A 23,738-nucleotide genomic window follows, 5' to 3' on the forward strand; every position below is an offset into this window, starting at 1 on the left:
ATGCAGCCATGGAGCGTACAGGACATGCCCCCGCAGGACGGGCGCCGTGTCGTGGTCACCGGCGCCACCGGCGGCATCGGCTACGAAGCCGCGCTGGCCCTGGCCGGCGCCGGGGCCCAGGTGATGTTGACCGGGCGCGACGCCGCCAAGGGCGCCGCGGCCCTGGCGGGTATTCGTGCGCGGCATCCGCAGGCGCGGATACGCTACGAGCACCTGGACCTGGCCAGCCTCGCCTCCGTGGCTGGTTTCGCCGGACGGCTGGCCGGCGAAGGCCAGCCGCTCGACCTGCTGGTCAACAATGCCGGCGTGATGATGCCGCCCACGCGGCATGCCACCCATGACGGCTTCGAACTGCAGTTCGGCACCAACTACCTCGGCCATTTCGCCTTGACCGCGCAACTGCTGCCGCTGCTGCGGCGGGCCCGGGCACCGCGGGTGGTCAACGTGAGCAGCGGCGCGCATCGCCTGCGGGCGGCCATTCACTTCGACGACCTGCAATGGGAGCGTCGCTACCAGCCCTGGCCGGCCTACGCGCAGTCCAAGCTGGCGTTGCTGATGTTCGCGTTCGAGCTGCAACGGCGCAGCGACGCGGCTGGTTGGGGATTGCTGAGCAATGCCTGCCATCCCGGTTATGCCCGCACCGGACTGCAGACCAGCGGCCCGGGCCTGGGGAGGCGCGATGGCCTGCCGTGGATCGCGAGGCTGAGCCAGCTGCTCGCGCCGTTGCTCTCGCAGTCGGCCGCCGAGGGCGCCTTGCCGACGCTGTATGCCGCCGCCGCGCCCGAAGCGCGTCCAGGCGGGTACTACGGTCCGGTCGGCCGGTTCGAGCTGAAAGGTCCTGTCGGCGAGGCGGTGATCGGTGCACAGGCCAGGGATGCCGGTGTGGCGGCGCGCCTATGGCAGGTTTCCGAGCGACTGACCGGCGTGCACTGGCCGGCGGAGGCCGAGGCATGAGGATCCTGCTGTTCGGCGCCACCGGCATGGTGGGCCAGGGCGTATTGCGCGAGTGCCTGCGGGCGGAGGACGTGAGCGAGGTGCTGGTGGTCGGCCGCACGCCGCTGGGCATGGCGCATCCGAAGCTGCGCGAACTGGTGCATCGCGATTTCTTCGACTACGCCGCCATCGAGCCGGAGTTGCAGGGCTTCGATGCCTGTTTCTTCTGCCTGGGCGTCAGCGCGGCGGGCATGGACGAGTCGCGCTATACGCGGCTCACCCATGACTTGACCCTGGCCGCGGCACGGGTGTTGGCGCGCCTTGATCCGGGCATGGCATTCGTCTATGTATCGGGTGCGGGCACCGACGCCAGCGAACAGGGACGCAGCATGTGGGCGCGCGTGAAAGGGCGCACGGAGAACGCGTTGCGGCGCCTGCCGTTCCGGGCGGTGTACCTGTTCCGTCCCGGCTTTATCCAGGCGCTGCATGGCGAACGATCCAAGACCACGCTGTCGCGCGTGGCCTATGTGCTGCTCCGTCCACTGGGGCCGCTGCTGCGCGCCCTGTTCCCGCGGCATATCGTGAGCACGGTGGACATCGGCCGGGCCATGCTGTCGGTGGCCCGGCACGGCGCGCCCACGATGGTGCTGGAAAGCGGGGACATCCTGGATGCGGCGAGCCGCGCCTGAGTCGCGGTGATGGAGACTTGGCGGAACCGGCCGACGAAAGCCGTGCTGGAAATTCACGCGGATTCAGCATGTGCTTGCGCATGATCGGCCCCGGCGTGCTCCCTGGCTAGGCTCTTAAGGGTAGAGCGAGCCATTCGAGCAGACGGCGTAGGGGGAAGGGAGTGCACGTATGCGCAAGGTTACGATCAGGTTCCAGGACGTCGCCAGCGAACTCGCCCAACTCAGTGCCCAGCGCGACGACCTGATGGAGCGCGCCTTCGGCGTGCTCGAGCAACGGCACGCAACCCTGGCCGCGATGCTGGTGCAATGCCTGGGCGACCGCCAGCGCGCCGTGCGCTGGATGTGCCGCCACCAGAGCGCTTTCGGCGGTCGCTCCGCCTACGAACTGATTGCCGATGGCGAGGAGGACGCCATCTGGGACGAGATCGCCCTGATGAGCGAAACCCCGCTGGCGACCCGCCTCAATTCGGCGCGGATGGCTTATTGAACCATTGGATGCGTCAGGCCGTTGCCCGCTGCTTCGGACCCGGCGAAGGTCTTTTGGATACGATTTTCTTCGTAGCCGCGGATGTCGCCGCTTTCTTCTTGACCGCCGCCGCCGGCTTGGACCGCGCCTTGGGCTTGGCCACGATGCTTACGCCCAGTGCCCCCATGATCCTGGAGACAGTGGAGAACCCCGGTTTGGCACCAGGCTTCAGCGCCTTGTAAAGGCTTGGCCGGGTGAGCCCGGCATCTTCCGCCACCTTGGACATGCCGCGCGAGCGAGCGATATCGTCCAGGGCCGACAGGAGAAGGTCCTGGTCATTTTCGGCCATGACTTCGTTCAGATAGGCGGCAATGGTTTCTTCGCTGTCGAGAAACTCGGCGGCATCGAATGCCGAAAATTTGGTGGACATGAGGTTCTCCCGTCAGGTCTCGATGGATGGCTGCTTGTTCCGTTGCCTGGCGGCCCAGAGCTTCCTGGCTTGCCTGATGTCCTGCTTCTGGCTCGATTTGTTCCCTCCGCACAGCAGGAGATAGACCTTCGCGCCTTCCCGGGCAAAATAGACCCGGTAACCCGGCCCGTAGTCGATCCGCATCTCCGAGATGCCGTCGAAGTGCTTCACGTCGCCCATATGGCCCTGCTCGAGCCGCTTGATCCGGACGATGACTTTCGATTTCCCGACGACATCCTTAAGGCTGCCTAGCCAAGACGCGAACGTTTCGGACTGGACAATCCTTGTCATGCGACAAATGTATCCAACTGGATACATTTGTCAAGCTGGCAAACTTGTTTATTCATATCGCCCTTGCTGACTCAGGCGAGGGTCCTCACGCGATGGGCCATGGAATGCCCACACGCTGTTGGCATCCCCCTCACGGGCGCGGCGGGCGGTGGCGCGGGCGAACAGGGCGAACACGAGGCCCAAGGCGATGCCGGTGAGGTCGACGGCGAGCACGCTCCAGGCGCCTGGCGTGCCGTCGCGGACGATGGCGGCGCCATTGACGGCCAGATCGACGATCGCCACCGCGAGGGTGAGGCCGGCGGTGGCCCACAGCAGTTCCACCGCGGCGCACGCGATGGGGCGCACGCAGGCATAGGCGCAGGCGGCGAGAAACAGCCCGTAGCAGGCCACGCGCTGCGGCACGCCCGCTTCCATGCCCAGCCGCTCCGCGGCCCAGGTGGCGGCGAACGCGCCGGAGATGGCCAGGCAACTGCCGATGCATACGCCGACGGTAGCGCGTGCCATTGCCCGCGTGCGGCGCGGCTGGTCCGGATGGCGGCGCTTGCGGCGCGATTCGATCCACAGCAGGTTGCCCGAGTAGAACAGGAAGGCGCCGGCCAGGCCCAGGATGAAGTACAACCATTGCACCGTACGCCCGCCGAAGCTGCCGAAGTGCAGGCCGAACAGCGAGGCGTAGCTGATGCCGTTGAGCGAGTAGCGCTCGCCCACGTGGGTTTGCAGCACGCGGCCGTCGCGCATGGAGAGCGCCACGGTGCCAAAGGTGCCCAGCGTCCGCTGCGACAGGCCGCGCACCTCGGCCACCGCGTTGTGATCGCCGTAGTGCGTGAAGTGCAGGTAGTCGGGCTTGAAGGTGGTGACGCCGCTGGCCAGGGCCTCGGCGCGGGCACGTTCGACCAGTGCCTGGGTGGGCAGCATGTCGGCTGGCACACCGGTGGCGGCGACCACGGGGGCGGTCTGGGTCGCCTTGGCGAAGGCATCGAACAACTTGCCGTCGAAGGCGAGTGTGTTGAGCGCCGCGAGCATGAGGGTGAACAGGCAGAACAGCGCGCCGGTGAGGGCGAAGATCACGTGGAAGGGCAGGCTGATCACGCCGATGGCATTGTGCGCGTCCTGCCAGAGCCGCTTGAGGTTGCGCCCCACGCGCATGGCGAAGAAGTCGCTGACCAGTTGCGGCAGGTGGATCAGAATGCCCGAGACCAGTGCCAGCCCGTACAGCACGCTGACGATGCCCATCAGGTACAGGCCGACCACCGGCAGGCCCAGCGAGTCGTGCAGGGCGTAGACGAAGTCGGCCAGTTCGTTTTCCGACGCATCGGCGCGCGGCGCGCCGACCTGGCCGGCGGTGGCGAAGCGGGTCTCGCCCTTTTCCACCCAGTAGGCGTAGGCCGCATGCGAGCGGTCGGGCGGCAACACGATGCCGAAGTCGTCGCGGGCGGCGGGATGGGCGGTCAGCAGGCGCTGGATCAACGTGTCGATCGGCACCTCGCTGTCGGCCACGCTGTGCCAGGGCGGGTTCTGCCAAGCCGCGATGTCGTCGTGGAAAACGATGAGCGCACCGGCGTAGAAGGCGACGAACAGCGCGAAGCCGGCGAGCAGGCCAGTCCAGGTATGCACGGTCTGGAAGGTGCGGAGCGTGGCGGCTTTCATGTCAGTGCCACCCCAGGCGTCCCGCCCACAGGGCCAGGAAGGCAGCGGCATTGGCCGCCCCCAGCACCAGCCAGGCGCGCGGGCCGCTGCGGAACAGGTAGGCGCCGGCCATCAGCCCGATCCACAGCGGAAAGAACAGGATCAGCGCGGGAATGAGCAGCGCCGCCCCGTGGTCGGGCAGCCATTGCAACGCGAGGGCGAGCAAGGCGGCGGCGAGGGGAAAGCCCAGCAGGGTACCAGCGAGGCAACGCGCGATCATGGATGGCCGGCGTCCGTGGTGCCGCTGCGCCACCAGGCGAGATAGGGCAGTGCCACCCAGGCGAGCATCAGCGCGGTCAAGGCTGCGGTGAGGCCCGGACCGACGCCCGCCGCATAGCGCCAGGCGATGGCGCCGGCCAGCACAAGCAACCAGCCGGCATGACGCGCCGGCGAGGGCAGTGGCTGCGCGCGAAGTCGTTGTCGGGTACTGGCGAGATAAATCAGCGTCGCGCCAGCCAGGGTCAGCAGCAACGCCGTGAGGGTAATCATGAAGCGTGGATTCCTTGTCGAGGCGAGGTGCCCTGCAACAGGCTAGATATGAGAACAATTCTTATTTTCGAGGCTCCGGCTGTCAACCTGGTGGGATGACGCATGCGGGCTTTCCGCATCGCTGCCGTGACCCGGCGACTCGACCCTACGGGAGCGCATGGCTTGGCGCGCGGGTTAATATGGCGGTTTGCACTGCCTTCCCAGGAGTCATCGCGTGATCATCAACCCCAAGGTGCGTGGTTTTATCTGTGTGACGGCCCACCCGGTCGGTTGCGAGCTCAACGTGCTCGAGCAGATCGAGATCACCAAGGCGCAGGGCGACCTGGGCGAGGGTCCCAAGCGGGTCCTGGTGATCGGCGCCTCCACCGGCTACGGCCTGGCCTCGCGCATCACCGCCGCCTTCGGCTACGGCGCGGCCACCCTGGGCGTGTTCTTCGAGAAGCCGAGCAGCGAGAGCAAGCCCGGCACGGCCGGCTGGTACAACGCCGCCGCGTTCGACAAGTTCGCCAAGCAGGCGGGCCTGTACAGCCGTTCGATCAATGGCGACGCATTCGCCGACGAGACGCGCGAACGCGCCATCGAGATGATAAGGAACGAGATGGGCGGCCCGATCGACCTGGTGGTCTATTCGCTGGCCTCGCCCGTGCGCAAGCTGCCCGGCACCGGCGAAGTGGTGCGCTCCTCGCTCAAGACCATCGGCGAGACCTTCACCGCCAACTCGGTCGACACCAACCGCGACACAGTGGTACAGGCATCGGTGGAGCCGGCCACCGAGCAGGAGATCAAGGACACCGTCACCGTGATGGGCGGCGAGGACTGGAAGCTGTGGATTGATGCGCTGAGCCGCGCCGGCGTGCTGGCCGACCATGCCAAGACCATCGCCTATAGCTACATCGGCACCGAGATCACCTGGCCGATGTACTGGCACGGCACGCTGGGCCAGGCCAAGCAGCACCTGGACAACACGGCCAGGCAACTGGTCGCCGGGCACGAGGCCGAGCACCTGGACGCCTACGTGGGCGTGATGAAGTCGGTGGTGACGCAGGCGAGCGCGGCGATCCCCGTGCTGCCGCTCTACATCGCCATTTCCTTCCGGGTCATGAAGGAGAAGGGCATCCACGAAGGCACCATCGAGCAGATCAACCGCCTGTTCCGCGACCGCCTGTACCGCAAGGACCACCAGGCACCGGCAACCGACGAGGAGGGCCGCCTGCGCCTGGACGACTGGGAGCTGCGCGAGGACGTGCAGAGCGAGTGCAAGGCGCTGTGGCCCACCATCACCACCGAGAACCTCAACCAGCTCACTGACTACGCCGGCTACAAGCACGACTTCCTGCGCCTGTTCGGCTTCGGCCGCGATGACGTGGACTACCAGGAAGACGTGAATCCGGACCGCCGCTTCGACGTGGTCGAGCTGTGATCGTTCATGCCATACGCAACGTGGATGGCGTGCGGCGCGATGATCCACGCGTGAGCTCGCTGCTACTGTGACTGCCGGCAAGGCATTACGCCTGCCGGTCGCTAGCGACGACGATCACATCCTGTGCCAGGGATGCGCCTAAGAGCCTGTTCACGATCTCCCCGTAGCCCGCGTTGAGCCGGTGTGCTCGCCAGGGAATCGAGCGTGGCGAAGCGCCTGACTGGCGGTCAGGTCGAGCCGCGCGCGGCTTCCTGGCGGGCACACCGGCGCAACCCTCCGGGCCGGGTCTGTTTGCCCCCAGGCCGGCGTCATCGCTCGGTCGTGTACGGACGTACACTCCCTCGCTCTTCCTTGCCCTGCGCGCAAACAGCTCCCGGCGCGGGCCACGGGGAGATCGTGAACAGGCTCTTAGCAACGCAGAACGACCTGCATGCCAGCCATTTACCTGCGCCGCTGGCTGCCGGAATTGAAGGATGCGCCGCCGGCGCTGCTGCACGAACCCTGGAAGGATGCCGCGCTGCTTAAACGTAGCGGCTATCCCGCGCCGATGGTGGAGGCATCGCGGCAGGCGGCATTGGCCGCGTTCCAGGCCATGCGCGGAAGGTGAGGAGCCTCAGCGTTCGGCCGTCCGCCGCAGCAGCCACGCCAGCACCGGCGGCGTCACCACCGCGGTCAGCAGCGACATCGCCACGATGATCGCGTAGACCTGCGCGGTGAACACGCCGGCAGCCAGGCCCAGGCTGGCGATTACCACGCCCACCTCGCCGCGCGGCACCATGCCGAAGCCCACCACGGTGGCGCTGCGCGTGCCCAGCGGCAGGGCGCCGAGGAAGCCGCCGATCAGCTTGGACACGATGGCGATCAGGGTGACCACCAGCAGCGCCATGATCGCCTCGCCGCTGGCCAACTGGTGCAGGTCGACCTTGCTGCCGGTGATCACGAAGAAGAACGGCGTGAGCAGCGCCAGCAGCGGCTGGGTCTGTTTTTCCAGCATGTGCTGCTGGCGCGTCTCGGAGGCGATCATGCCGGCGAGGAACGCGCCGATGATCGCGGCCAGGCCGAATAGCGTGGAGACGTAGGCCAGGCCCAGGCACAGCGCCAGCACGATGGCTAGCGCCGAATGCGGGTTTCGCGGCCGGTCCAGCCAGCCAGACCGCCAGCGCATCACCCGCGCGCCGCCCACGCCGATCACCGCGATGAAGCCGACCGCGCCGGCCAGCACCGCGAGCAGGTGGACCACGTCGATGCCCTCGCCGCCTTGCAGCGACACCACCACGCCGAGCAGCAGCATGGCGAGGATGTCGTCGATCACCGCTGCCCCCAGGATCACCTTGCTCTCGGTGCGCTGCAACGCGCCCAATTCCTGCAGTACGCGCGCGGTGATGCCGGTCGAGGTGGCCACGAAGGCCGCGGCGACGAACAGCGAGCGGCTCCAGTCGAAGCCGTTGCCATGCGCCCACACGCTGCCCATGGCGAAGGGCACCAGCACACCGAGCACGCCGACCAGGAAGGCCGGCTTGCCGACCTTCTTGAGGTCCTCCAGCCGCGTTTCCAGGCCTACCGCGAACAGCAGCAGCACCACGCCGATCTCGGCCAGCACATCCAGCGGCGTGCCGGTCGCTACCTGGTCCGGCGCGATCCAGCCCAGCGTGGACGGGCCGAGCACGCAGCCGGCGGCGATCTCGCCGACCACGCCAGGCAGCTTCAGGCGCTGCGCGATCTCCCCGCCGACCTGCGCGGCGAGAAAGACGAGGAACAGCGTCAACAGGATGTCGCTGGCGTGGTGCATGCACGTTCCGTGGGCGAAGCCAAGCGCAGGATGCTACAGGATCACGCCGCTCAGCCGGTGGCCGCCGCGGCCTGCCGCGCAGGCGTGTCCTTGCGCAGCCGGCTGAACACCCAGCTGGCGGTGGCCGTCACCACGCCCAGCAGCAGCACGGCCCAGCGGAAGGCGGGGATATAGTCCTCGTGCGCGCGCCCTTGCAGCAGCGCCTCCATCAGCAGCGAGGCCAGCGCGATGCCGAAGCTCATCGACAGGTATTGCGCGGTGGAGGCCATCGACGAGGCCTGCGAGGCGTACTTCACGTCCAGGTCGGTATAGATCAGCGTGTTCATGGCGGTGTACTGCATGCCCATGAAGCCGCCGTACACGTACACCATCAGCGCGATCAGCCACATCGGCGAGGTCTTGCCCAGCAGTGCGAAGCAGGCGAGCAGGACGGCCACGATCAGCGTATTGGCGAACAGCAGGCGGCGATAGCCGAGGGTGTTGAGCAGGCGGTTGATGGCCCACTTGGCGGTGATCGAACCCAGCGCCTGCGGCACCATCATCAAGCCGGCCAGCAGCGGCGACCAGCCGCAGCCCACCTGCAGGAACAGCACCAGCAGCAGGAACATGCCCGACACGCCCAGGCGGGTGAACAGGTTGCCCGCCAGCGACACCCACACGCTGCGCACACGCAGCAGGCTGAGATCGGCCACCGGGTGGTCGGTGCGGCGGCTATGCCACACATAGGCGCAGCCGAACACGATGGCCAGTACGCCATAGAAGGAGATCGACAGCCACCTGCCACCACCGCCGCTGGCCACTTCCGAGGCGGTCAGCAGCATCGCGGAGGATGCGGCGAACAGCACGAAGCCCAGGAAGTCGAACGGATGCACGTCGTCGAGCCGGTAGTCGGGCATGTTGCGCCGGTTCATCCACAGGCCGATCAGGCCCACCGGCACGTTGATAAGGAAGATCAGCCGCCACGTGGTGTATTGCGCCAGCGCGCCGCCCAGCAGCGGGCCCAGCACCGAGCCGAGCAGGCCCACGGTGGCCACCGTGCTCATTGCCTTGACGAAGTCGCGCTTGTCGATGCTGCGCACCAGCACGTAGCGCCCCACCGGCATCAGCGCGGCGCCGCCCAGGCCCTGCAGCACGCGCGCCGCCACCAGCTGCGGCAGGGTCTGCGCGATGCCGCACAACAGCGAGCCGAAGGTGAAAGTGGCGATGGCCGCGGCGAACACGCGCCGGGTGCCGAAGCGGTCGCACAGCCAGGGGCTGGCGGGAATGAAGATGGCCAGCGTGAGCACGTAGCTGGTCAGCGCCGTGCGCATGCCCAGCGGCGTGACGCCCAGCGCCTCGGCCATGGCTGGCACGGCGGTGTTGACGATGGTGGAATCGAGCGCCTGCATGAAGAACGCCGCCGCCACCAGCCAGATCAGGCCACGGTAGCGTTCGCGCGACGAACCGGGCGTCGGGACAGGAACCTCCGCGTCTTCGCCGGGAGGCGGGACGGGGAGGTGGGCCTCCGTGGCGGGAAGATGCTCTGGCATGGCCTTCCATGATACCTGTTGTGTGAACTTGCTTTTGGGCGACGGCGCGTCCAAAGTCAGTGGCGTTTCATTTTAGGGTTCGCCTGTTCCCGCCGCGTCAAGCGCGCCGGGCATGCACGAGCCCGGTCGCCGGCCCCGTCATGCCGCGACCGCTCAGCGGCCACGCGCGCCGGGACGGTTCCGTCCCGGCGCGTCGTCTTTTGTGGCCACCGGCAACATCGGCGCCCGCGCCGCATCGACAGGAGTCATCATGAGCAGCAAGCCCCCCATCGTCATTTCCCGCCTGGACCTGGAGCGCATCGAGGCGCTGCTGGAGCGCATGCCGCCCGCGCAGGTGTCGCAGTACGAAGCCTTGCGCAGCGAACTGGACCGCGCCGACGTGGTGGAGCCGGCGGCGATTCCCGCCGATGTGGTGACGATGAATTCCGTGGTCACCTTCAAGGACGAGGACGCCAGCGACGAGCTGACCCTCAGCCTGGTCTATCCGTCGGGCGCCGGTGCGCCGGGCACCGTGTCGATCCTGGCGCCGGTCGGCAGCGCCCTGCTGGGCCTGCGGGTCGGGCAGCGCATCGACTGGCCCACGCCCGATGGCCGGGTGCGCAACCTGCGGGTGCTGGACATCGAGTACCAGCCCGAGGCGGCCGGCGACCTGTATCGGTGACAGCGGCGTGATGGCCGCGTGCTTGCCTTCGTCATGGCCGCTGCGCCGCGATGGACCGGATGCCGCCGCGACTCGGTAAACTTCGGCGCATGAGGATACCCGCATGAGCCAGAGCCACGTCCCCGACTGGCGCGCCCGCGCCGCCGAGCTGCGCGAGAAGATCGAGCACGCCAATTACCGCTATTACGTGCTCGACGATCCGGACATCACCGATCTCGACTACGACACCATGCTGCGCGAGCTCGAAGCGCTGGAGCAGGCGCATCCCGAGCTGGCCACGCCCGACTCGCCCACGCGGCGGGTCGGCGCCAAGGCCAAGGGCGGCTTCGCGGAGGTACGGCACGCCATTCCCATGCTGTCGCTCAACAACGCCTTCGAGCAGGAAGGCGAGGGCGACCGCGAGCGTTTCCGCGAGGTGGCCGAGTTCGAGCGGCGCATCGAGCAGACGCTGGACCGGCGCAATCCGGTGTTCTCGGTCGAACCCAAGCTCGACGGCCTGGCGATCAGCCTGCGCTACGAGGACGGCATGTTCGTGCAGGGCGCCACGCGCGGCGACGGCGAGACCGGCGAGGACGTCACCGCCAATCTGCGCACCGTGCGCGCCATTCCCTTGCGCCTGCGCGGCAGGGACTGGCCGCGCGTGCTGGAGGTGCGCGGCGAGGTCATCATGCTGCGCAAGGATTTCGAGGCGTTCAACGAACGCGCCCGCAACCATGGCGAGAAAACCCTGGCCAATCCCCGCAACGGTGCGGCCGGCTCGCTGCGCCAGCTTGACCCGGCCATTACCGCCCGGCGCAAGCTCAGCTTCTTCGCGTATGCGGTGGGCGAAGTGCGCGGCGGCGAACTGCCGCCCACGCATTCGGCCACGCTGGCCAGGCTTCGCGAATGGGGCTTTCCGGTGTCGCCGGAAGTCGGCACCGCGCGCGGCTTCGATGGCCTGATCGCCTATTTCCGCCGCATCGGCGAAAAGCGCGACAGCCTGCCCTATGACATCGACGGCGTGGTCTACAAGCTGGACGACTACGAGGGCCAGCGCGCGATGGGCTTCGTCTCGCGCGCGCCGCGCTGGGCGCTGGCGCACAAGTTCCCGGCGCAGGAGCAGACCACCACGGTGGAGGCGATCGAGATCCAGATCGGCCGCACCGGCGCGGCCACGCCAGTGGCGCGGCTCAGGCCGGTGGCGGTGGCGGGCGTCACCGTGACCAACGCCACGCTGCACAACGCCGACCAGGTGGCGCGGCTGGACGTGCGCGTGGGCGACACGGTGATCGTGCGCCGCGCCGGCGACGTGATCCCCGAGGTGGTGCGCGTGATGCCCGAGCTGCGCCCGCCGCATACGCATTCCTGGCACATGCCCTCGCATTGCCCGGTATGCGGCTCGGCCTTGCTGCGCGAGGAAGGCGAGGCGGCCTGGCGCTGCACCGGCGGCCTGGTCTGCGCCGCGCAGCGCAAGGAAGCCCTGCTGCACTTCGCCGCGCGCCGCGCGATGGACATCGAGGGCATCGGCGAACGCTTCGTCGACGCGTTGGTGGACTTCGGCTACGTGCACACGCCGGCCGACCTGTACAAGCTCACCCTCGACGACTTCCTGGCGATGAAGCGCCGCGCGGACGAGCGCGACGGCACCACCCCGGAGACGGTGAAGCAGGGCAAGATCGCCACCAAGTGGGCGGAGAACCTGATCGCGGGCATCGAGGCCAGCAAGCACACCACCTTGCCGCGCTTCCTGTTCGCGCTGGGCATCATGCACATCGGCGAAAGCACGGCCAAGACGCTGGCCGCCTGGCTGGGCAGCCTGGCGGTGATCCGCCGCGTGCCCGCGCCGGTGCTGCGCGTGCTGCCGGACATCGGCGGCGAGGTGGCGACCTCCATCGCCGGCTTCTTCGCGCAGGAGGGCAACCAGAAGGTGGTCGATGCGCTGCTGGCCGCGGGCATCACGTTCTCCGACGAGGGTCATCCCTCGCCCAAGCTACGCCAGCGGCTGGACCTGGCCGCGCTGCTGGACATGGCCGGCATCCACAAGCTCGGCCCCAAGGGCACCCGACTGCTGGCCGAGCATTTCCCCACGCTGGACAAGTTGCTCGAAGCCGGCCCGGCGCATTGGATCACCGCGGGCCTGCCGTCCGCCGCCGCGGCCAGCCTGGAGGCCTTCCTTGCGCAGGAGGAAAACCTCAAGCCGCTGCGCGAGGCGGACGCGGCCATGCGCGAGCTGCTGGCCGCGATCCCGCGTTCGTCCAAGGCTTCCGAGGCGCCGCTGGAAGGGCAGACCGTGGTGCTCACCGGCACGTTGGGCTCGCTCAGCCGCGACGAGGCCAAGGAACGGCTGGAGGCGCTGGGTGCCAAGGTGGCGGGCTCGGTCTCCAAGAAGACCAGCTTCGTGGTGGCCGGCGAGGCCGCCGGCTCCAAGCTGGACAAGGCGCGGGAACTGGGCGTGCCGGTATGGGACGAGGCCCAGCTGCTGGCCTTGCTGGCCGGACACGGGGACGACGCATGAGCCTGCACCTGGCGGGGCGCCTGCACCTGCGGGCGCGGCTGTATGCGCTGATCCGCGCGTTCTTCACCGAGCGCTCGGTGTTGGAAGTCGAAACGCCGATCCTGTCGGCCGCGGGCAATACCGATCCCAACATCGAGAGCTTTCGCACCGCGTTCCACGGCCACGTCGATGCCGGCTCGCGCGAGCGCTGGATGCGCACCTCGCCGGAATATCCCTTGAAGCGCCTGCTCGCCGAGGGCGTCGGCGACTGCTACGAGCTGGGGCGGGTGTTCCGCAATGGCGAGGCGGGCGGGCGCCACAACCCCGAGTTCACCATGCTGGAGTGGTACCGCGTGGGCTGGAACCACCACCGGCTGATGGAGGAGACCATCACCCTGGTGGAGGCCGCACTGGCCATGGTGGGACGGCGCGCCGAGGTGTGGGTCGAGGGCTATCGCCAACTGTTCATCGACGAGCTGGGCATCGATCCGATGCATGCGCCGATCGGCCAGCTGCAGGTGGCGATGGAGGACTTCGGCATCGACCCGGGCGGCCTGACTCGCGACGACTGGCTGGACCTGTTGATTACCCACCGCCTGCAGCCGTCTTTCCCGGCCAACCGCATCACGGTGATCCACGATTACCCGGCCTCGCAATGCGCCCTGGCCAAGGTGCGGCCCGGCGATCCGCCGATGGCCGAGCGCTTCGAGCTGTACCTGGGGCGCTACGAGCTGGCCAACGGTTACCACGAGCTCAACGATGCCGCCGAGCAGCGCCGGCGCTTCGAGCGCGACAACGCCGTGCGCCGCGCGCGTGGCCAGCATGAGGTGCCCATGGACGAACGCCTGCTCGCCGTGCTCGATGCGATGCCCGACTGCGCCGGCGTGGCCTTAGGGATCGAGCGCCTGCTGATGTGCCTGGTCGGCACCGACGCCATCGCCGACGTGCTCGGCTTTCCCTTTGCCGAGGCTTGACCGGATGAGCGAACCGCTGTTGCCGGCGATCCACCACGTCGCCCTGATCTGCTCCGACTATGCGCGCTCCAAGGCGTTCTACAGCCAGACGCTGGGGCTGCGCGTCATCCGCGAGGTGTACCGGGCCGAGCGCGACTCGTGGAAGCTCGACCTGGAAGTAAGTCCCGGCGTAAGCCTGGAGCTGTTCTCGTTTCCCGCGCCGCCGCCGCGCCCCTCGCGGCCCGAGGCGCAGGGGCTGCGCCATCTCGCCTTCGCCGTACCGGACCTCGACGCGGCGGTTGCCACGCTCGCGGGGCGCGGCGTCGAATGCGAGCCGATACGTGTGGACGAGTACACCGGCCGCCGCTTCACCTTCTTCGCCGACCCCGACGGCCTGCCGATCGAGTTGTACGAGCAGTAGGTTTTCCCTCGCGACTAGTCCCGCGTCTCCAGCAGATGCCGGTAGATCAGCCCACCCACCGCGCCGCCGACCAGCGGCACCAGCCAGAACATCCATAGCTGCTGCACGGCCCAGGTGCCCTGGAACACCGCTACGCCGGTGCTGCGCGCCGGGTTTACCGAGGTATTGGTGATGGGGATGCAGATCAGGTGGATCAGGGTCAGGCATAGGCCGATGGGCACGCCGGCGAAACCGGCGGGCGCGCGCTTGTCGGTCGCGCCGTGCACCACGATCACGAAGAACGCGGTCAGTACGAACTCGGCGACGATGCAGGCCTGCAGCGCATAGCCGCCGGGCGAGTGCTCGCCATAGCCGTTGGAGGCGAAGCCGCCAGCGGTGGCGTCAAAGCCGGTCTTGCCGCTGGCGATGACGTACAGCACCGCGCCGGCGGCGATGCCGCCGACCACCTGGGCGACGATGTAAGGCACCACGTCCTTGGCCGGGAAGCGGCCGCCGGCGCACAGGCCCAGGGAGATGGCGGGGTTGAAGTGCCCGCCTGAGATATGGCCCACCGCATACACCATGGTCAGCACGGTGAGGCCGAAGGCGAGCGCCACACCGGCATAGCCGATGCCCAGCTCGGGAAAGGCCGCGGCGAACAGCGCGCTGCCGCAACCGCCAAAGACCAGCCAGAACGTACCGAAGAACTCTGCACCCAAACGCTTGCCCATGCTCATGGGGACTCTCCTTGCCAGGGTTTCGGGGAAACGCACGTCGTCATGCGTCGCTTTCGCCATGCTCCTGATATCAGTGCCGGTCCCGGGCCATGGCCCGGGCGGCCATAGGCTAGCAAAATCCGTCATGGCAATTGGATGAAGCCTGACGCGCCGGATCGGCCGTCCCTTTGTGTATGCTGCCGCGTTGCCTACACAATCCATGGGAATCCCGATGGCGCAAGTCTTCACGACCGCTTCCCCGCAGGCCTCCACGCGCGGCGCGCTGGCGGGCCGCGACATCCGCACGCTGCTGCTAGCTTCCTTGGGCGGCGCGCTGGAGTTCTACGACTTCGTGGTGTTCGTGTTCTTCGCGCTGCCGCTGAGCCACCTGTTCTTTCCGCCGGGCACGGCGCCCTGGCTGGCGCAGTTGGAGGTCTATGGCATCTTCGCCGCCGGCTATCTGGCACGCCCGTTGGGCGGCATCGTGATGGCCCACTTCGGCGACCGCCAGGGTCGCAAGCGCATGTTCACGCTGAGCGTGTTCCTGATGGCGCTGCCGACCCTGGCCATCGGCCTGCTGCCGGTCTATGCGAGCGCTGGCCTGCTGGCGCCGCTGCTGCTGCTGGTGCTGCGCGTGGTGCAGGGCGCGGCCATCGGCGGCGAGGTGCCGGGCGCGTGGGTTTTCGTGGCCGAGCATGCTCCGCGCGGGCGGGTGGGGTTTGCCTGCGGCTGCCTGACCTCGGGCCTCACCGTGGGCATCCTGATCGGCTCGCTCACCGCGGCATGGATCAATCACCATTTGTCGCCGGAGCAGGTGCTGGCCTGGGGCTGGCGCCTGCCGTTCCTGCTCGGCGGGGTGTTCGGCTTCATCGCCGTGTGGCTGCGCCGCTGGCTCAGCGAGACGCCGGTGTTCGCCGAGCTGCGCGAGCGCAAGGCGCTCAGCCGCGAGCTGCCGCTGCGCACGGTGCTGGCCGGGCACGGCGGTGGCGTGCTGCTGTCGATGGCGGTGACCTGGATGCTTACCGCGGCGATCCTGGTGCTGATCCTGATGCTGCCCACGCTGGTGCAGAAATCCTTCGGCGTGGCGCCCCAGCAGGCCTTCCTGGGCAATAGCGTGGCCGCCTTCTGCCTGGGCGTGGGCTGCGTGGCCTATGGCTGGCTGACCGACCGGCTCGGTGCTGCGCGTGCGCTGCTGACCGGGTCGGTCGCGCTGGTGGCGGTCACCTATGCGCTGTTCGACGACCTGGCCGCGGGCGGTGCGCATTTCCTTGCGCTGTCCGCCCTGGCCGGCTTCCTGGTGGGCTCGGTGGCGGTGGTGCCCACGGTGATGGTGGCGGCTTTCCCCGCGGCCATCCGCTACTCGGGCCTGTCCTTCGCCTACAACGTCGCCTACGCGGTGTTCGGCGCCAGCACGGCCACGCTGATCGGTTACCTGGCCGAGCGTGCCGGGCGCATGGCGCCGGCCCACTACGTGGCGGTGACGGCGGCGGTCAGCGTGGCGGCGGCGCTATGGCTGATGGTCTCGCGCACGTGGCGCGACCGCCTTGCCGCGATGGGCTAGACCACGCCAGTGATTCGCCCGGAAAACCTCAGGGATTGCTGAGCGTCGATCCGGTCAGCAGCCCGCGCGCGAGCATGCCGCACTGCTTGCGGTACAGCAGCAGCTGCCACTGGCGCCCGCCCAGCTGGCGCCACAGCACCGCCGAGCGGATCGCCGCCAGCAGGTTGGTGCGTACCTTTTCGACCACTGCCGGCTGCTGCAACTGCTGCGGGTTGCCGGTGACCATCACACGCGGTTTGAGCGTGGACAGCGTGCCCGCATAAAGCTCGGCCAGGCGCTTGATCACCTGCGGGGAATCCGGCCCGAAATGCTCGACCTGCCGCTGCGCGGCCTGGATGCCTTGCTGTAAGCGATCCAGCAGGTCCGGCCGGCGGGACAGGCTGCGTTCCAGTCGCATCACCGTGAAAGCCATGCGGGTGATCGCCACGTCGCGGTTGTTCTCGTCGAGCAGGGCGATCAGCTGGCGCAGCCCCAGGCGCACCGCCGAGACGTCGCCATACACGGCCACCACCGTGGGCGCGTCGATGCGGAATACGCTGGCCATGCCAGCCGCCATCGCGACGTCGTCGCAGCGGCCGTCGTTGGCCAGTTGCTGGGCCAGGGTGGTGGCCTGGAACAGGCCAGCCAGGGCCAGCACGCGCTCTTCATTCATGGCAAAGGCTTCAAACACCGGTAGGGGACTCGACAAGGGCGGGAAGGGGTGCGGCATCGTTCCAGCCGCCGAACGGCGCGTCGGTGCGGTCGATCACGGCGCCGCCGAGGCAGGCCTCGCCGTCGTAGAACACCACCGACTGGCCCGGTGTCACGGCGCGCTGCGGCTCGTCGAACAGCACCTCCAGGCCGTCGTCGCGCACGACCACCTCGCAGGCCTGGTCGGCCTGGCGGTAGCGGGTCTTGGCGGTGCAGCGGAAGCGGGCCGCGGGCGGCTCGCCGGCGACCCAACTGGGCGGTTCGGCATGCAGGCGGCGCGAGCGCAGCCAGTGGTTCTCGCCGCCCTGGGCGACGTACAGCACGTTGCCGGGCACATCCTTGCCCACCACGTACCAGGCATCGCCGCTGGCGCCCTGGCGCCCGCCGATGCCCAGGCCGTTGCGCTGGCCGAGGGTGTAGTACATCACCCCCTGGTGCTCGCCCACGGCAAGGCCTTCGGGCGTGCGCATCGGGCCGGGCTGGGCCGGGATGTACTGGGCCAGGAAACTGCGGAAGTCGCGCTCGCCGATGAAGCAGATGCCGGTGGAATCCTTCTTGGCGTGGGTGGGCAGGGCGGCCTCCAGGGCTATCCGGCGAACCTGGGACTTCTCGATTTCGCCCACCGGGAACAGCGTGGCCGCCAGTTGCCGCTGGCCCAGCGCGTGCAGGAAATAGGTCTGGTCCTTGGCGGCGTCCCGCGCGCGCAGCAGGCGGTAGCGGCCCTGGTGGAAGTCCACCCGGGCGTAGTGGCCGGTGGCGATCTTTTCAGCGCCCAGGGCGCGGGCCTCGTCCAGGAAGGTCTTGAACTTGATCTCGCGGTTGCACAGCACATCCGGGTTGGGCGTGCGGCCGGCGCGGTATTCGGCCAGGAAGTGCTCGAACACGCCGTCCCAGTACTCGGCGGCGAAATTGCGCGCATGGAAGGGGATGCCCAGGCGCCCGCACACGGCCACGGCGTCCTTGCGGTCGGCATCGGTGGTGCAGGGACCGTCGCGGTCGTCCTCCTCCCAGTTCTGCATGAACAGGCCCTCGACTTCATGGCCAGCCTGCTGCAGCAGCAGGGCGGCCACCGAGGAGTCCACGCCGCCGGAGATGCCCAGCATCACCTTCACGGGTAGCGGTCCTCCGCCAGCAGGCTATGCAGCAGGCTTAACGGATGGCGCTGGCCGGACAGCCAGGCGTCGATGCTCATCAGCACCATCGGGCTGCGCAGGCGGTCGCCCAGCGCGGCGATCTCCTCGCGGGTCAGCCACAGTGCGCGGCGGATGCCCACGTCCAGCGGGCGAGCGGGGTCGTGCGCCACCGCCCGGGCGGCGAAGCTGAATCGCAGCACGCCCTCGCCGTGCTCGGTGCTGCGCCACTGGTGCACGCCCAGCAGGTGCTCGGGCACCACTGTCCAGCCGGTCTCTTCCAGCGTCTCGCGGGCTGCGGCGGTCACCAGGCTCTCCCCGTCGTCCAGGTGGCCGGCGGGCTGGTTGTAGACCAGCCGGCCGTTCACCTCCTCCTCGACGATCAGGAAGCGGTCGCCGTCGGCCACCACGCAGGCCACGGAGACGTGAGGGCACCAGAGGGCATGGGAAACGGGGGAGGCATCGTTCATGGGAGATAGATGGCGGCGCCAGGGGCACTGGAAAAGCATGCATTGTGCCATTACCTGAAGACGATCCGCCCGGGACGGTACCGGCCGGCATGCAGCGTTATACTTTTCCGCAAGGACCATTCGCGTAGAACCATGGCTCACGAACCCGAACACGAACAAGGCAGCGGTCACGGCCTGGCACTGGAAACCTCGCGGCCGGAGGTGGCTCGCCCCCCTCTTTTCCAGGTGGTGCTGCTGAACGACGATTTCACCCCGATGGACTTCGTAGTCGAGGTGCTGCGCAGCTTCTTCAATCTGGACCAGGAACGGGCGGTGCAGGTGATGCTGCACGTCCATACGCGCGGGAAGGGAGTCTGCGGGGTGTTCACCCGGGAAGTCGCCGAAACCAAGGTGACCCAGGTGAACGAATATTCACGTGCTCATCAGCACCCTTTGTTGTGCACTATGGAAAAGCTTTAGGGCTCGTTTAATCTTGCTGCACGGCCCGTGCCGGCGACCGTTCGCCGGCGGACCAGGAACGAGATTGAACAGGCTCGCGGCGGCCCCCATCTGGTAGCCATCGCGGCATAGCCGCCTACCATCTAGAGCGGAGAAGGTCCGGATGTTCAGCAAGGATCTCGAAGTCACCATCGGCCAGTGCTACAAGCAGGCCCGCGAGCAGCGTCATGAATTCATGACGGTGGAGCACCTGCTGCTCGCCCTTACCGAAAACCAATCGGCCCTGGGCGCCCTGCGCGCCTGCGGCGTGGACCTGCCGCGCCTCACGCGCGAGCTGGAAAAGATCATTGCCGAGACCGTACCGGTACTGCCGCACGGCGACGAGCGTGACACCCAGCCCACGCTGGGTTTCCAGCGCGTGTTGCAGCGCGCGGTCTACCACGTGCAGTCCTCCGGCCGCAAGGAGGTCACCGGCGCCAATGTGCTGGTGGCGATCTTCGGCGAAAAGGATTCCCATGCGGTGTATTTCCTGCATCAGCAGGAGATCACCCGGCTGGACGTGGTCAACTACATCTCGCACGGCATCGCCAAGATCGGCGACGAGCCGTCCACCGGCATGCCAGGTGGTGAGCGCGAAGGCGAGGACGGCGAGCCCAAGGGCAATCCCCTGAGCGAGTACGCCAGCAATCTCAACGAACTGGCGCTGGAAGGCAAGATCGACCCGCTGATCGGCCGCCAGGACGAGATCGAGCGCACCATCCAGGTGCTGTGCCGCCGCCGCAAGAACAACCCGCTGTACGTGGGCGAGGCCGGCGTGGGCAAGACCGCGCTCGCCGAGGGCCTGGCCAAGCGCATCGTCGACGGCGACGTGCCCGAGGTGCTGGAGAGCGCCACCATCTGGTCGCTCGACCTCGGCGCGCTGGTTGCGGGCACCAAGTACCGCGGCGATTTCGAGAAGCGCCTGAAGGCCGTCATCGGCCAGCTGAAGAAGCAGCCGGGCGCGATCCTGTTCATCGACGAGATCCACACCATCATCGGCGCCGGTTCCGCCTCGGGCGGCACCATGGACGCGAGCAACCTGATCAAGCCCATGCTGGCCTCGGGCGAGCTGCGCTGCATCGGTTCCACCACGTTCCAGGAATTCCGCGGCATCTTCGAGAAGGACCGCGCGCTGGCCCGCCGCTTCCAGAAGATCGACGTGGTCGAGCCGACCGTGGCCGACAGCTTCGAGATCCTCAAGGGCCTGCGCTCGCGCTTCGAGGAACACCACAACGTCGCCTATACCAACGAGGCGTTGAAGGCGGCGGTGGACCTGTCGGTCAAGCACATCCCCGACCGCCTGTTGCCGGACAAGGCCATCGACGTGATCGACGAGGCCGGCGCCCGCCAGCGCCTGCTGCCCGCCGACCAGCGCACCGGCAAGGTCGACGTGCCCGAGGTCGAGTACATCGTGGCCAAGATGGCGCGCATTCCGGCCAAGCAGGTGTCCGCGTCGGACCGCGACGTGCTGAAGAACCTCGAGCGCAACCTGAAGATGGTGGTGTTCGGCCAGGATCCGGCCATCGAGGCGTTGGCCGCCTCGATCAAGATGGCGCGTTCCGGCCTGGCCGATCCGTCCAAGCCGATCGGCTGCTTCCTGCTGGCCGGTCCCACCGGCGTGGGCAAGACCGAGGTGACCAAGCAGCTGGCCATGCAGCTTGGCATCGAGATGATCCGCTTCGACATGTCCGAGTACATGGAAGCGCATTCGGTCTCGCGCCTGGTCGGCGCGCCTCCGGGCTATGTCGGCTTCGACCAGGGCGGCCTGCTCACCGAGGCGGTGACCAAGCATCCGCACGCGGTGCTGCTGCTCGATGAGATCGAGAAGGCGCACCCGGACGTCTACAACATCCTGCTGCAGGTAATGGACCGCGGCGTGCTGACGGACACCAACGGCCGCGAAGCCAACTTCAAGAACGTCATCGTGGTGATGACCACGAATGCCGGCGCCCAGCAGGCCTCGCGCCGCGGCATCGGTTTCGTGAAGCAGAACCATTCGATGGACGCGATGGAAGTGATCCGCCGCACCTTCACGCCCGAGTTCCGCAACCGTTTGGATGCGGTCATCCAGTTCACCCCACTGGACTTCGACCACATCCTGCGCGTGGTGGACAAGTTCGTGATCGAGCTGGAAGCGCAGCTGACCGAGAAGCACGTCTCCCTGGACGTGGATTCGGACGCCCGCCGCTGGCTGGCCGAGCACGGCTTCGATCCGCAGATGGGCGCGCGCCCGATGGCCCGCGTGATCCAGGAGAAGGTCAAGCGCCCGCTGGCCGACGAGCTGCTGTTCGGCAAGCTGGCCGAGGGCGGCAAGGTCGCCCTGAGCGTGAAGGACGGCGAACTGGTGGTCACCACCGAGGCGGCGGAGAAGTTGCCGGCGACGGTGATCTGAGGCCGATTTGCCAGGAAACGGAAAAGGCCGCGCATCGCGCGGCCTTTTTTGTGAAGCTTCCCTGTGGGAGCGCACCCTGTGCGCGACAACCCGGCGAGACAATGGCGCCGCAGCCCTGCAGTCGCGCACAGGGTGCGCTCCCACAAATTAGGCGGCACTTACTTCATGCGGTAGGTAATACGGCCCTTGGTCAGGTCGTATGGGGTCATCTCCACCTTCACCTTGTCGCCGGTGAGGATGCGGATGTAGTGCTTGCGCATGCGGCCGGAAATATGGGCCGTGATGACGTGGCCGTTTTCCAGCTGCACGCGGAACATGGTGTTGGGCAGGGTCTCCTGGACCGTGCCTTCCATTTCGATGACGTCGTCTTTGGCCATGCGTTCCGGTGGGGGCAAGGGCAGCCGTCATGGCTGCGTAAGCGGTCGATTATGCCACGGAAGTTCAGCGGATGCGCTGTCCGCCTCGGCGGCAGGCCCAACGTATTGATATCAAAGACCGGCGATGTGCGTGGAAGCCGCAGGCCGCGACGGAATCCTCAGCCGAAGTGCTCGTCGAGCTTGCGGCGGATCTCCTGCTCGACCATGCCCTTCAACGGCGCCAGCATCATGCCCAGTTCCGCATTCACCTGGATGGCGTCGTCGCCCACGGCGATGCTGCCGTTCACACCGGGACGGGAGAAGCGCAGGGTATCGCCCTGCCAGTGGCCTTCCATGCCGAACTTCTCGCGCATGCGCGCGGCGACCTGGTCGATGACGGCGCGGGCTTCGGCCACGGGCAACTGATGGGGGCGGCGGATGTCGATCTTGGGCATGCGTGGAAACTCTGGAGCGTCGGGGCGCACATGGTAAGGCAGATGGCGCGCCAGAGCCCGCCGCGGCCGCCTGGCATGCAGGCGGTTCGGCACTAAGAGCCTGTTCACGATCTCCGCGTGGCCCGCGCCGGGAGCTGTTTGCGCGCAGGGCAAGGAAGAGCGAGGGAGTGTACGTCCGTACACGACCGAGCGATGACGCCGGCCTGGGGGCAAACAGACCCGGCCCGGAGGGTTGCGCCGGTGTGCCCGCCAGGAAGCCGCGCGCGGCTCGACCTGACCGCCAGTCAGGCGCTTCGCCACGCTCGATTCCCTGGCGAGCACACCGGCTCAACGCGGGCCACGCGGAGATCGTGAACAGGCTCTAAGAAGCCGTGCGCATCTGCTAGAGTCCCCCACGGCTATTCACCGGTTCAGCGATGCGCATCGAGTTTCCCAATTCGGCCCGAGAGGATTTCCACTGGGACGCCCCTGCCTTGCGCATCGGCAGTGCGTCGGACAATGACCTGATCCTTGCCTCTCACCAGGCCGGTCCCTATCACCTGCGCATCCAGTTGGACCGGCGCGGCTGGGTCTTGCAGGTGCTGCCGCAGGGCGGGCGCATCTACGTCAATGCCCGTCCGGTCCGCGAGAAGGCGCTGCTGCGTCCGGGAGACATTCTCAGCGTGGGCGATTGCCGGATGCTGCTGCGTGCCGAGGAAGAACCTGCACATGCCCCGTCGGCGGCCGTGCCCGCGGAGGGGCGCTGCACGGTGGCGCTGCGTGCGGTGGCCGGCCCGCTGTCCGGGCGCGTGCTGCCGTTGCAGGACAGGCTGGAGCTGGGCCCGCTGGGCCGCATTCCGCTGGAACTGCCGCAGGGCGAGGCCGCCTCGCTGTCGGTGGGCTGGCGCGAGGGGCAATTGCTGCTGGAGGCCGGCCAGCGTTCTGCCCGCTATCCACTGCGCGTCAATGGCGTGCCGGTGGAACAGGTGGCCTTGCGCCCGGGCGACCAGATCGGGCTGGGCATGCACCGCTTCGTGGTGGATGCGCCGGGGCTGGAACCCGAGCCGGAGATCATCCCGCCGGCCTCCGCGCAGCCGCACCTGCCGGAAGAGGATGCCGGCCCGCGGGGCGAGGTGTGGTGGCTGATCGCCACCGCCGCCGTGCTCGCGCTGGGCATCGCGGTGGCCCTGCTGGTGCGGTTCTGAGGCGGCCTCGGGGCCGTCGCGGGACGATGCGCATCGGGTTGGCGCAGCGTTGCTGCGAC

Annotated in this window: 26 protein-coding genes; 13 read left to right on the top strand and 13 right to left on the bottom strand. The window is 68.0% G+C overall.

From position 1 onward, the window contains the following. The 3 genes from MJ605_RS15860 to MJ605_RS15870 all read left to right on the top strand — a co-directional run bounded on the left by MJ605_RS15860 (position 1) and on the right by MJ605_RS15870 (position 2,109). On the top strand, positions 1-954 hold the full coding sequence (locus MJ605_RS15860) for an SDR family oxidoreductase (RefSeq protein ID WP_279237619.1): 954 nt from the start codon (positions 1-3) through the stop codon (positions 952-954). Next, the gene (locus tag MJ605_RS15865) at positions 951-1,622 is read left to right on the top strand and encodes a Rossmann-fold NAD(P)-binding domain-containing protein (protein WP_243042521.1); all 672 of its coding nucleotides are present in this window, start codon (positions 951-953) and stop codon (positions 1,620-1,622) included. Before MJ605_RS15860 ends, MJ605_RS15865 begins: the two co-directional genes overlap by 4 nt. A gap of 169 nt (positions 1,623-1,791) precedes the next feature. Beyond that, positions 1,792-2,109 carry an antitoxin Xre/MbcA/ParS toxin-binding domain-containing protein gene (locus tag MJ605_RS15870; protein WP_243042522.1) on the top strand — a complete coding sequence of 106 codons (318 nt, stop codon included), beginning with the start codon at positions 1,792-1,794 and terminating at the stop codon, positions 2,107-2,109. A gap of 13 nt (positions 2,110-2,122) precedes the next feature. On the opposite strand, the gene MJ605_RS15875 is transcribed toward MJ605_RS15870, so the two are convergent. From MJ605_RS15875 to MJ605_RS15895, 5 genes are read right to left on the bottom strand one after another with little or no spacing between them, the layout of a single operon-like run. Continuing rightward, positions 2,123-2,518, bottom strand: coding sequence for an addiction module antidote protein (locus MJ605_RS15875; protein WP_345779544.1), 396 nt, complete (start codon positions 2,516-2,518; stop codon positions 2,123-2,125). Between the two features lie 12 nt (positions 2,519-2,530). After that, positions 2,531-2,848 (bottom strand): type II toxin-antitoxin system RelE/ParE family toxin, encoded by a 318-nt coding sequence (locus MJ605_RS15880; RefSeq protein WP_243042523.1) that lies wholly within the window; start codon positions 2,846-2,848, stop codon positions 2,531-2,533. Between the two features lie 48 nt (positions 2,849-2,896). Then, complete coding sequence (locus MJ605_RS15885; protein ID WP_243042524.1) at positions 2,897-4,495, bottom strand: PepSY-associated TM helix domain-containing protein; 1,599 nt, start codon at positions 4,493-4,495, stop codon at positions 2,897-2,899. Between the two features lies 1 nt (position 4,496). Beyond that, on the bottom strand, positions 4,497-4,754 hold the full coding sequence (locus tag MJ605_RS15890) for a hypothetical protein (protein ID WP_243042525.1): 258 nt from the start codon (positions 4,752-4,754) through the stop codon (positions 4,497-4,499). Then, the gene (locus MJ605_RS15895; RefSeq protein WP_243042526.1) at positions 4,751-5,023 is read right to left on the bottom strand and encodes a hypothetical protein; all 273 of its coding nucleotides are present in this window, start codon (positions 5,021-5,023) and stop codon (positions 4,751-4,753) included. Before MJ605_RS15895 ends, MJ605_RS15890 begins: the two co-directional genes overlap by 4 nt. 214 nt (positions 5,024-5,237) lie before the next feature. On the opposite strand from MJ605_RS15895, the gene fabV reads away from it, so the two are divergent. Beyond that, positions 5,238-6,443 carry an enoyl-ACP reductase FabV gene (fabV, locus tag MJ605_RS15900; protein ID WP_243042527.1) on the top strand — a complete coding sequence of 402 codons (1,206 nt, stop codon included), beginning with the start codon at positions 5,238-5,240 and terminating at the stop codon, positions 6,441-6,443. 430 nt (positions 6,444-6,873) lie between these two features. Beyond that, positions 6,874-7,050: an FAD-binding domain-containing protein gene (locus tag MJ605_RS15905; RefSeq protein WP_243042528.1), complete on the top strand. Its 177-nt coding sequence runs from the start codon at positions 6,874-6,876 to the stop codon at positions 7,048-7,050. Positions 7,051-7,056: 6 nt separating this feature from the next. On the opposite strand, the gene MJ605_RS15910 is transcribed toward MJ605_RS15905, so the two are convergent. Continuing rightward, positions 7,057-8,232 carry a cation:proton antiporter gene (locus tag MJ605_RS15910; RefSeq protein WP_243042529.1) on the bottom strand — a complete coding sequence of 392 codons (1,176 nt, stop codon included), beginning with the start codon at positions 8,230-8,232 and terminating at the stop codon, positions 7,057-7,059. Between the two features lie 50 nt (positions 8,233-8,282). Continuing rightward, positions 8,283-9,761: an MFS transporter gene (locus tag MJ605_RS15915; protein ID WP_243042530.1), complete on the bottom strand. Its 1,479-nt coding sequence runs from the start codon at positions 9,759-9,761 to the stop codon at positions 8,283-8,285. A 250-nt stretch (positions 9,762-10,011) separates the two neighbouring features. Here MJ605_RS15915 and rnk point away from each other — a divergent pair, with 250 nt between their 5' ends. From rnk to gloA2, 4 genes are all read left to right on the top strand, one after another. Next, complete coding sequence (gene rnk / locus MJ605_RS15920) at positions 10,012-10,422, top strand: nucleoside diphosphate kinase regulator (protein WP_243042531.1); 411 nt, start codon at positions 10,012-10,014, stop codon at positions 10,420-10,422. Positions 10,423-10,525: 103 nt separating this feature from the next. Then, positions 10,526-12,916 carry an NAD-dependent DNA ligase LigA gene (gene ligA, locus MJ605_RS15925; protein WP_243042532.1) on the top strand — a complete coding sequence of 797 codons (2,391 nt, stop codon included), beginning with the start codon at positions 10,526-10,528 and terminating at the stop codon, positions 12,914-12,916. Next, complete coding sequence (gene epmA, locus MJ605_RS15930) at positions 12,913-13,869, top strand: EF-P lysine aminoacylase EpmA (RefSeq protein WP_243042533.1); 957 nt, start codon at positions 12,913-12,915, stop codon at positions 13,867-13,869. The genes ligA and epmA overlap by 4 nt, the downstream gene beginning before the upstream one ends. Positions 13,870-13,873: 4 nt before the next feature. Next, positions 13,874-14,269 (top strand): SMU1112c/YaeR family gloxylase I-like metalloprotein, encoded by a 396-nt coding sequence (gene gloA2, locus MJ605_RS15935; protein WP_243042534.1) that lies wholly within the window; start codon positions 13,874-13,876, stop codon positions 14,267-14,269. A 14-nt stretch (positions 14,270-14,283) separates the two neighbouring features. Here the strand turns inward: gloA2 and aqpZ are convergent, their stop codons facing one another. Continuing rightward, the gene (aqpZ, locus tag MJ605_RS15940) at positions 14,284-14,985 is read right to left on the bottom strand and encodes an aquaporin Z (RefSeq protein ID WP_279237621.1); all 702 of its coding nucleotides are present in this window, start codon (positions 14,983-14,985) and stop codon (positions 14,284-14,286) included. Positions 14,986-15,196: 211 nt separating this feature from the next. Here aqpZ and MJ605_RS15945 point away from each other — a divergent pair, with 211 nt between their 5' ends. Continuing rightward, positions 15,197-16,525: an MFS transporter gene (locus MJ605_RS15945; RefSeq protein WP_243042535.1), complete on the top strand. Its 1,329-nt coding sequence runs from the start codon at positions 15,197-15,199 to the stop codon at positions 16,523-16,525. Between the two features lie 28 nt (positions 16,526-16,553). On the opposite strand, the gene hflD is transcribed toward MJ605_RS15945, so the two are convergent. Genes hflD through MJ605_RS15960 form a run of 3 tightly spaced genes read right to left on the bottom strand, consistent with a single transcriptional unit; the run spans position 16,554 to position 18,815 of the window. Beyond that, the gene (gene hflD / locus MJ605_RS15950) at positions 16,554-17,177 is read right to left on the bottom strand and encodes a high frequency lysogenization protein HflD (RefSeq protein ID WP_243042536.1); all 624 of its coding nucleotides are present in this window, start codon (positions 17,175-17,177) and stop codon (positions 16,554-16,556) included. Between the two features lie 10 nt (positions 17,178-17,187). Continuing rightward, entirely contained in the window at positions 17,188-18,327 is a 1,140-nt protein-coding gene (gene mnmA, locus MJ605_RS15955) for a tRNA 2-thiouridine(34) synthase MnmA (RefSeq protein ID WP_345779545.1), read from the bottom strand. Next, positions 18,324-18,815, bottom strand: a complete 492-nt coding sequence (locus MJ605_RS15960) for an NUDIX hydrolase (protein ID WP_243042537.1) — start codon at positions 18,813-18,815, stop codon at positions 18,324-18,326. The genes mnmA and MJ605_RS15960 overlap by 4 nt, the downstream gene beginning before the upstream one ends. Positions 18,816-18,947: 132 nt before the next feature. Between MJ605_RS15960 and clpS the strand changes: the two genes are divergently transcribed. Both clpS and clpA read left to right on the top strand, forming a co-directional pair. Beyond that, the gene (gene clpS, locus MJ605_RS15965) at positions 18,948-19,274 is read left to right on the top strand and encodes an ATP-dependent Clp protease adapter ClpS (protein WP_019466735.1); all 327 of its coding nucleotides are present in this window, start codon (positions 18,948-18,950) and stop codon (positions 19,272-19,274) included. 142 nt (positions 19,275-19,416) lie between these two features. Then, positions 19,417-21,684: an ATP-dependent Clp protease ATP-binding subunit ClpA gene (gene clpA / locus MJ605_RS15970; protein ID WP_243042538.1), complete on the top strand. Its 2,268-nt coding sequence runs from the start codon at positions 19,417-19,419 to the stop codon at positions 21,682-21,684. A gap of 158 nt (positions 21,685-21,842) precedes the next feature. On the opposite strand, the gene infA is transcribed toward clpA, so the two are convergent. Beyond that, positions 21,843-22,061 (bottom strand): translation initiation factor IF-1, encoded by a 219-nt coding sequence (gene infA / locus MJ605_RS15975; RefSeq protein ID WP_019466733.1) that lies wholly within the window; start codon positions 22,059-22,061, stop codon positions 21,843-21,845. Positions 22,062-22,219: 158 nt separating this feature from the next. Then, positions 22,220-22,495, bottom strand: a complete 276-nt coding sequence (locus MJ605_RS15980) for a polyhydroxyalkanoic acid system family protein (protein WP_243042539.1) — start codon at positions 22,493-22,495, stop codon at positions 22,220-22,222. Between the two features lie 416 nt (positions 22,496-22,911). Here MJ605_RS15980 and MJ605_RS15985 point away from each other — a divergent pair, with 416 nt between their 5' ends. Then, positions 22,912-23,679, top strand: a complete 768-nt coding sequence (locus MJ605_RS15985; protein WP_243042540.1) for an FHA domain-containing protein — start codon at positions 22,912-22,914, stop codon at positions 23,677-23,679. The last annotated feature ends 59 nt before the right edge of the window (positions 23,680-23,738 follow it).

Origin of the sequence: Dyella sedimenti (genome assembly GCF_022760995.1) — a bacterium.
In the GTDB taxonomy this organism is placed as follows: Bacteria; Pseudomonadota; Gammaproteobacteria; order Xanthomonadales; family Rhodanobacteraceae; genus Dyella; species Dyella sedimenti.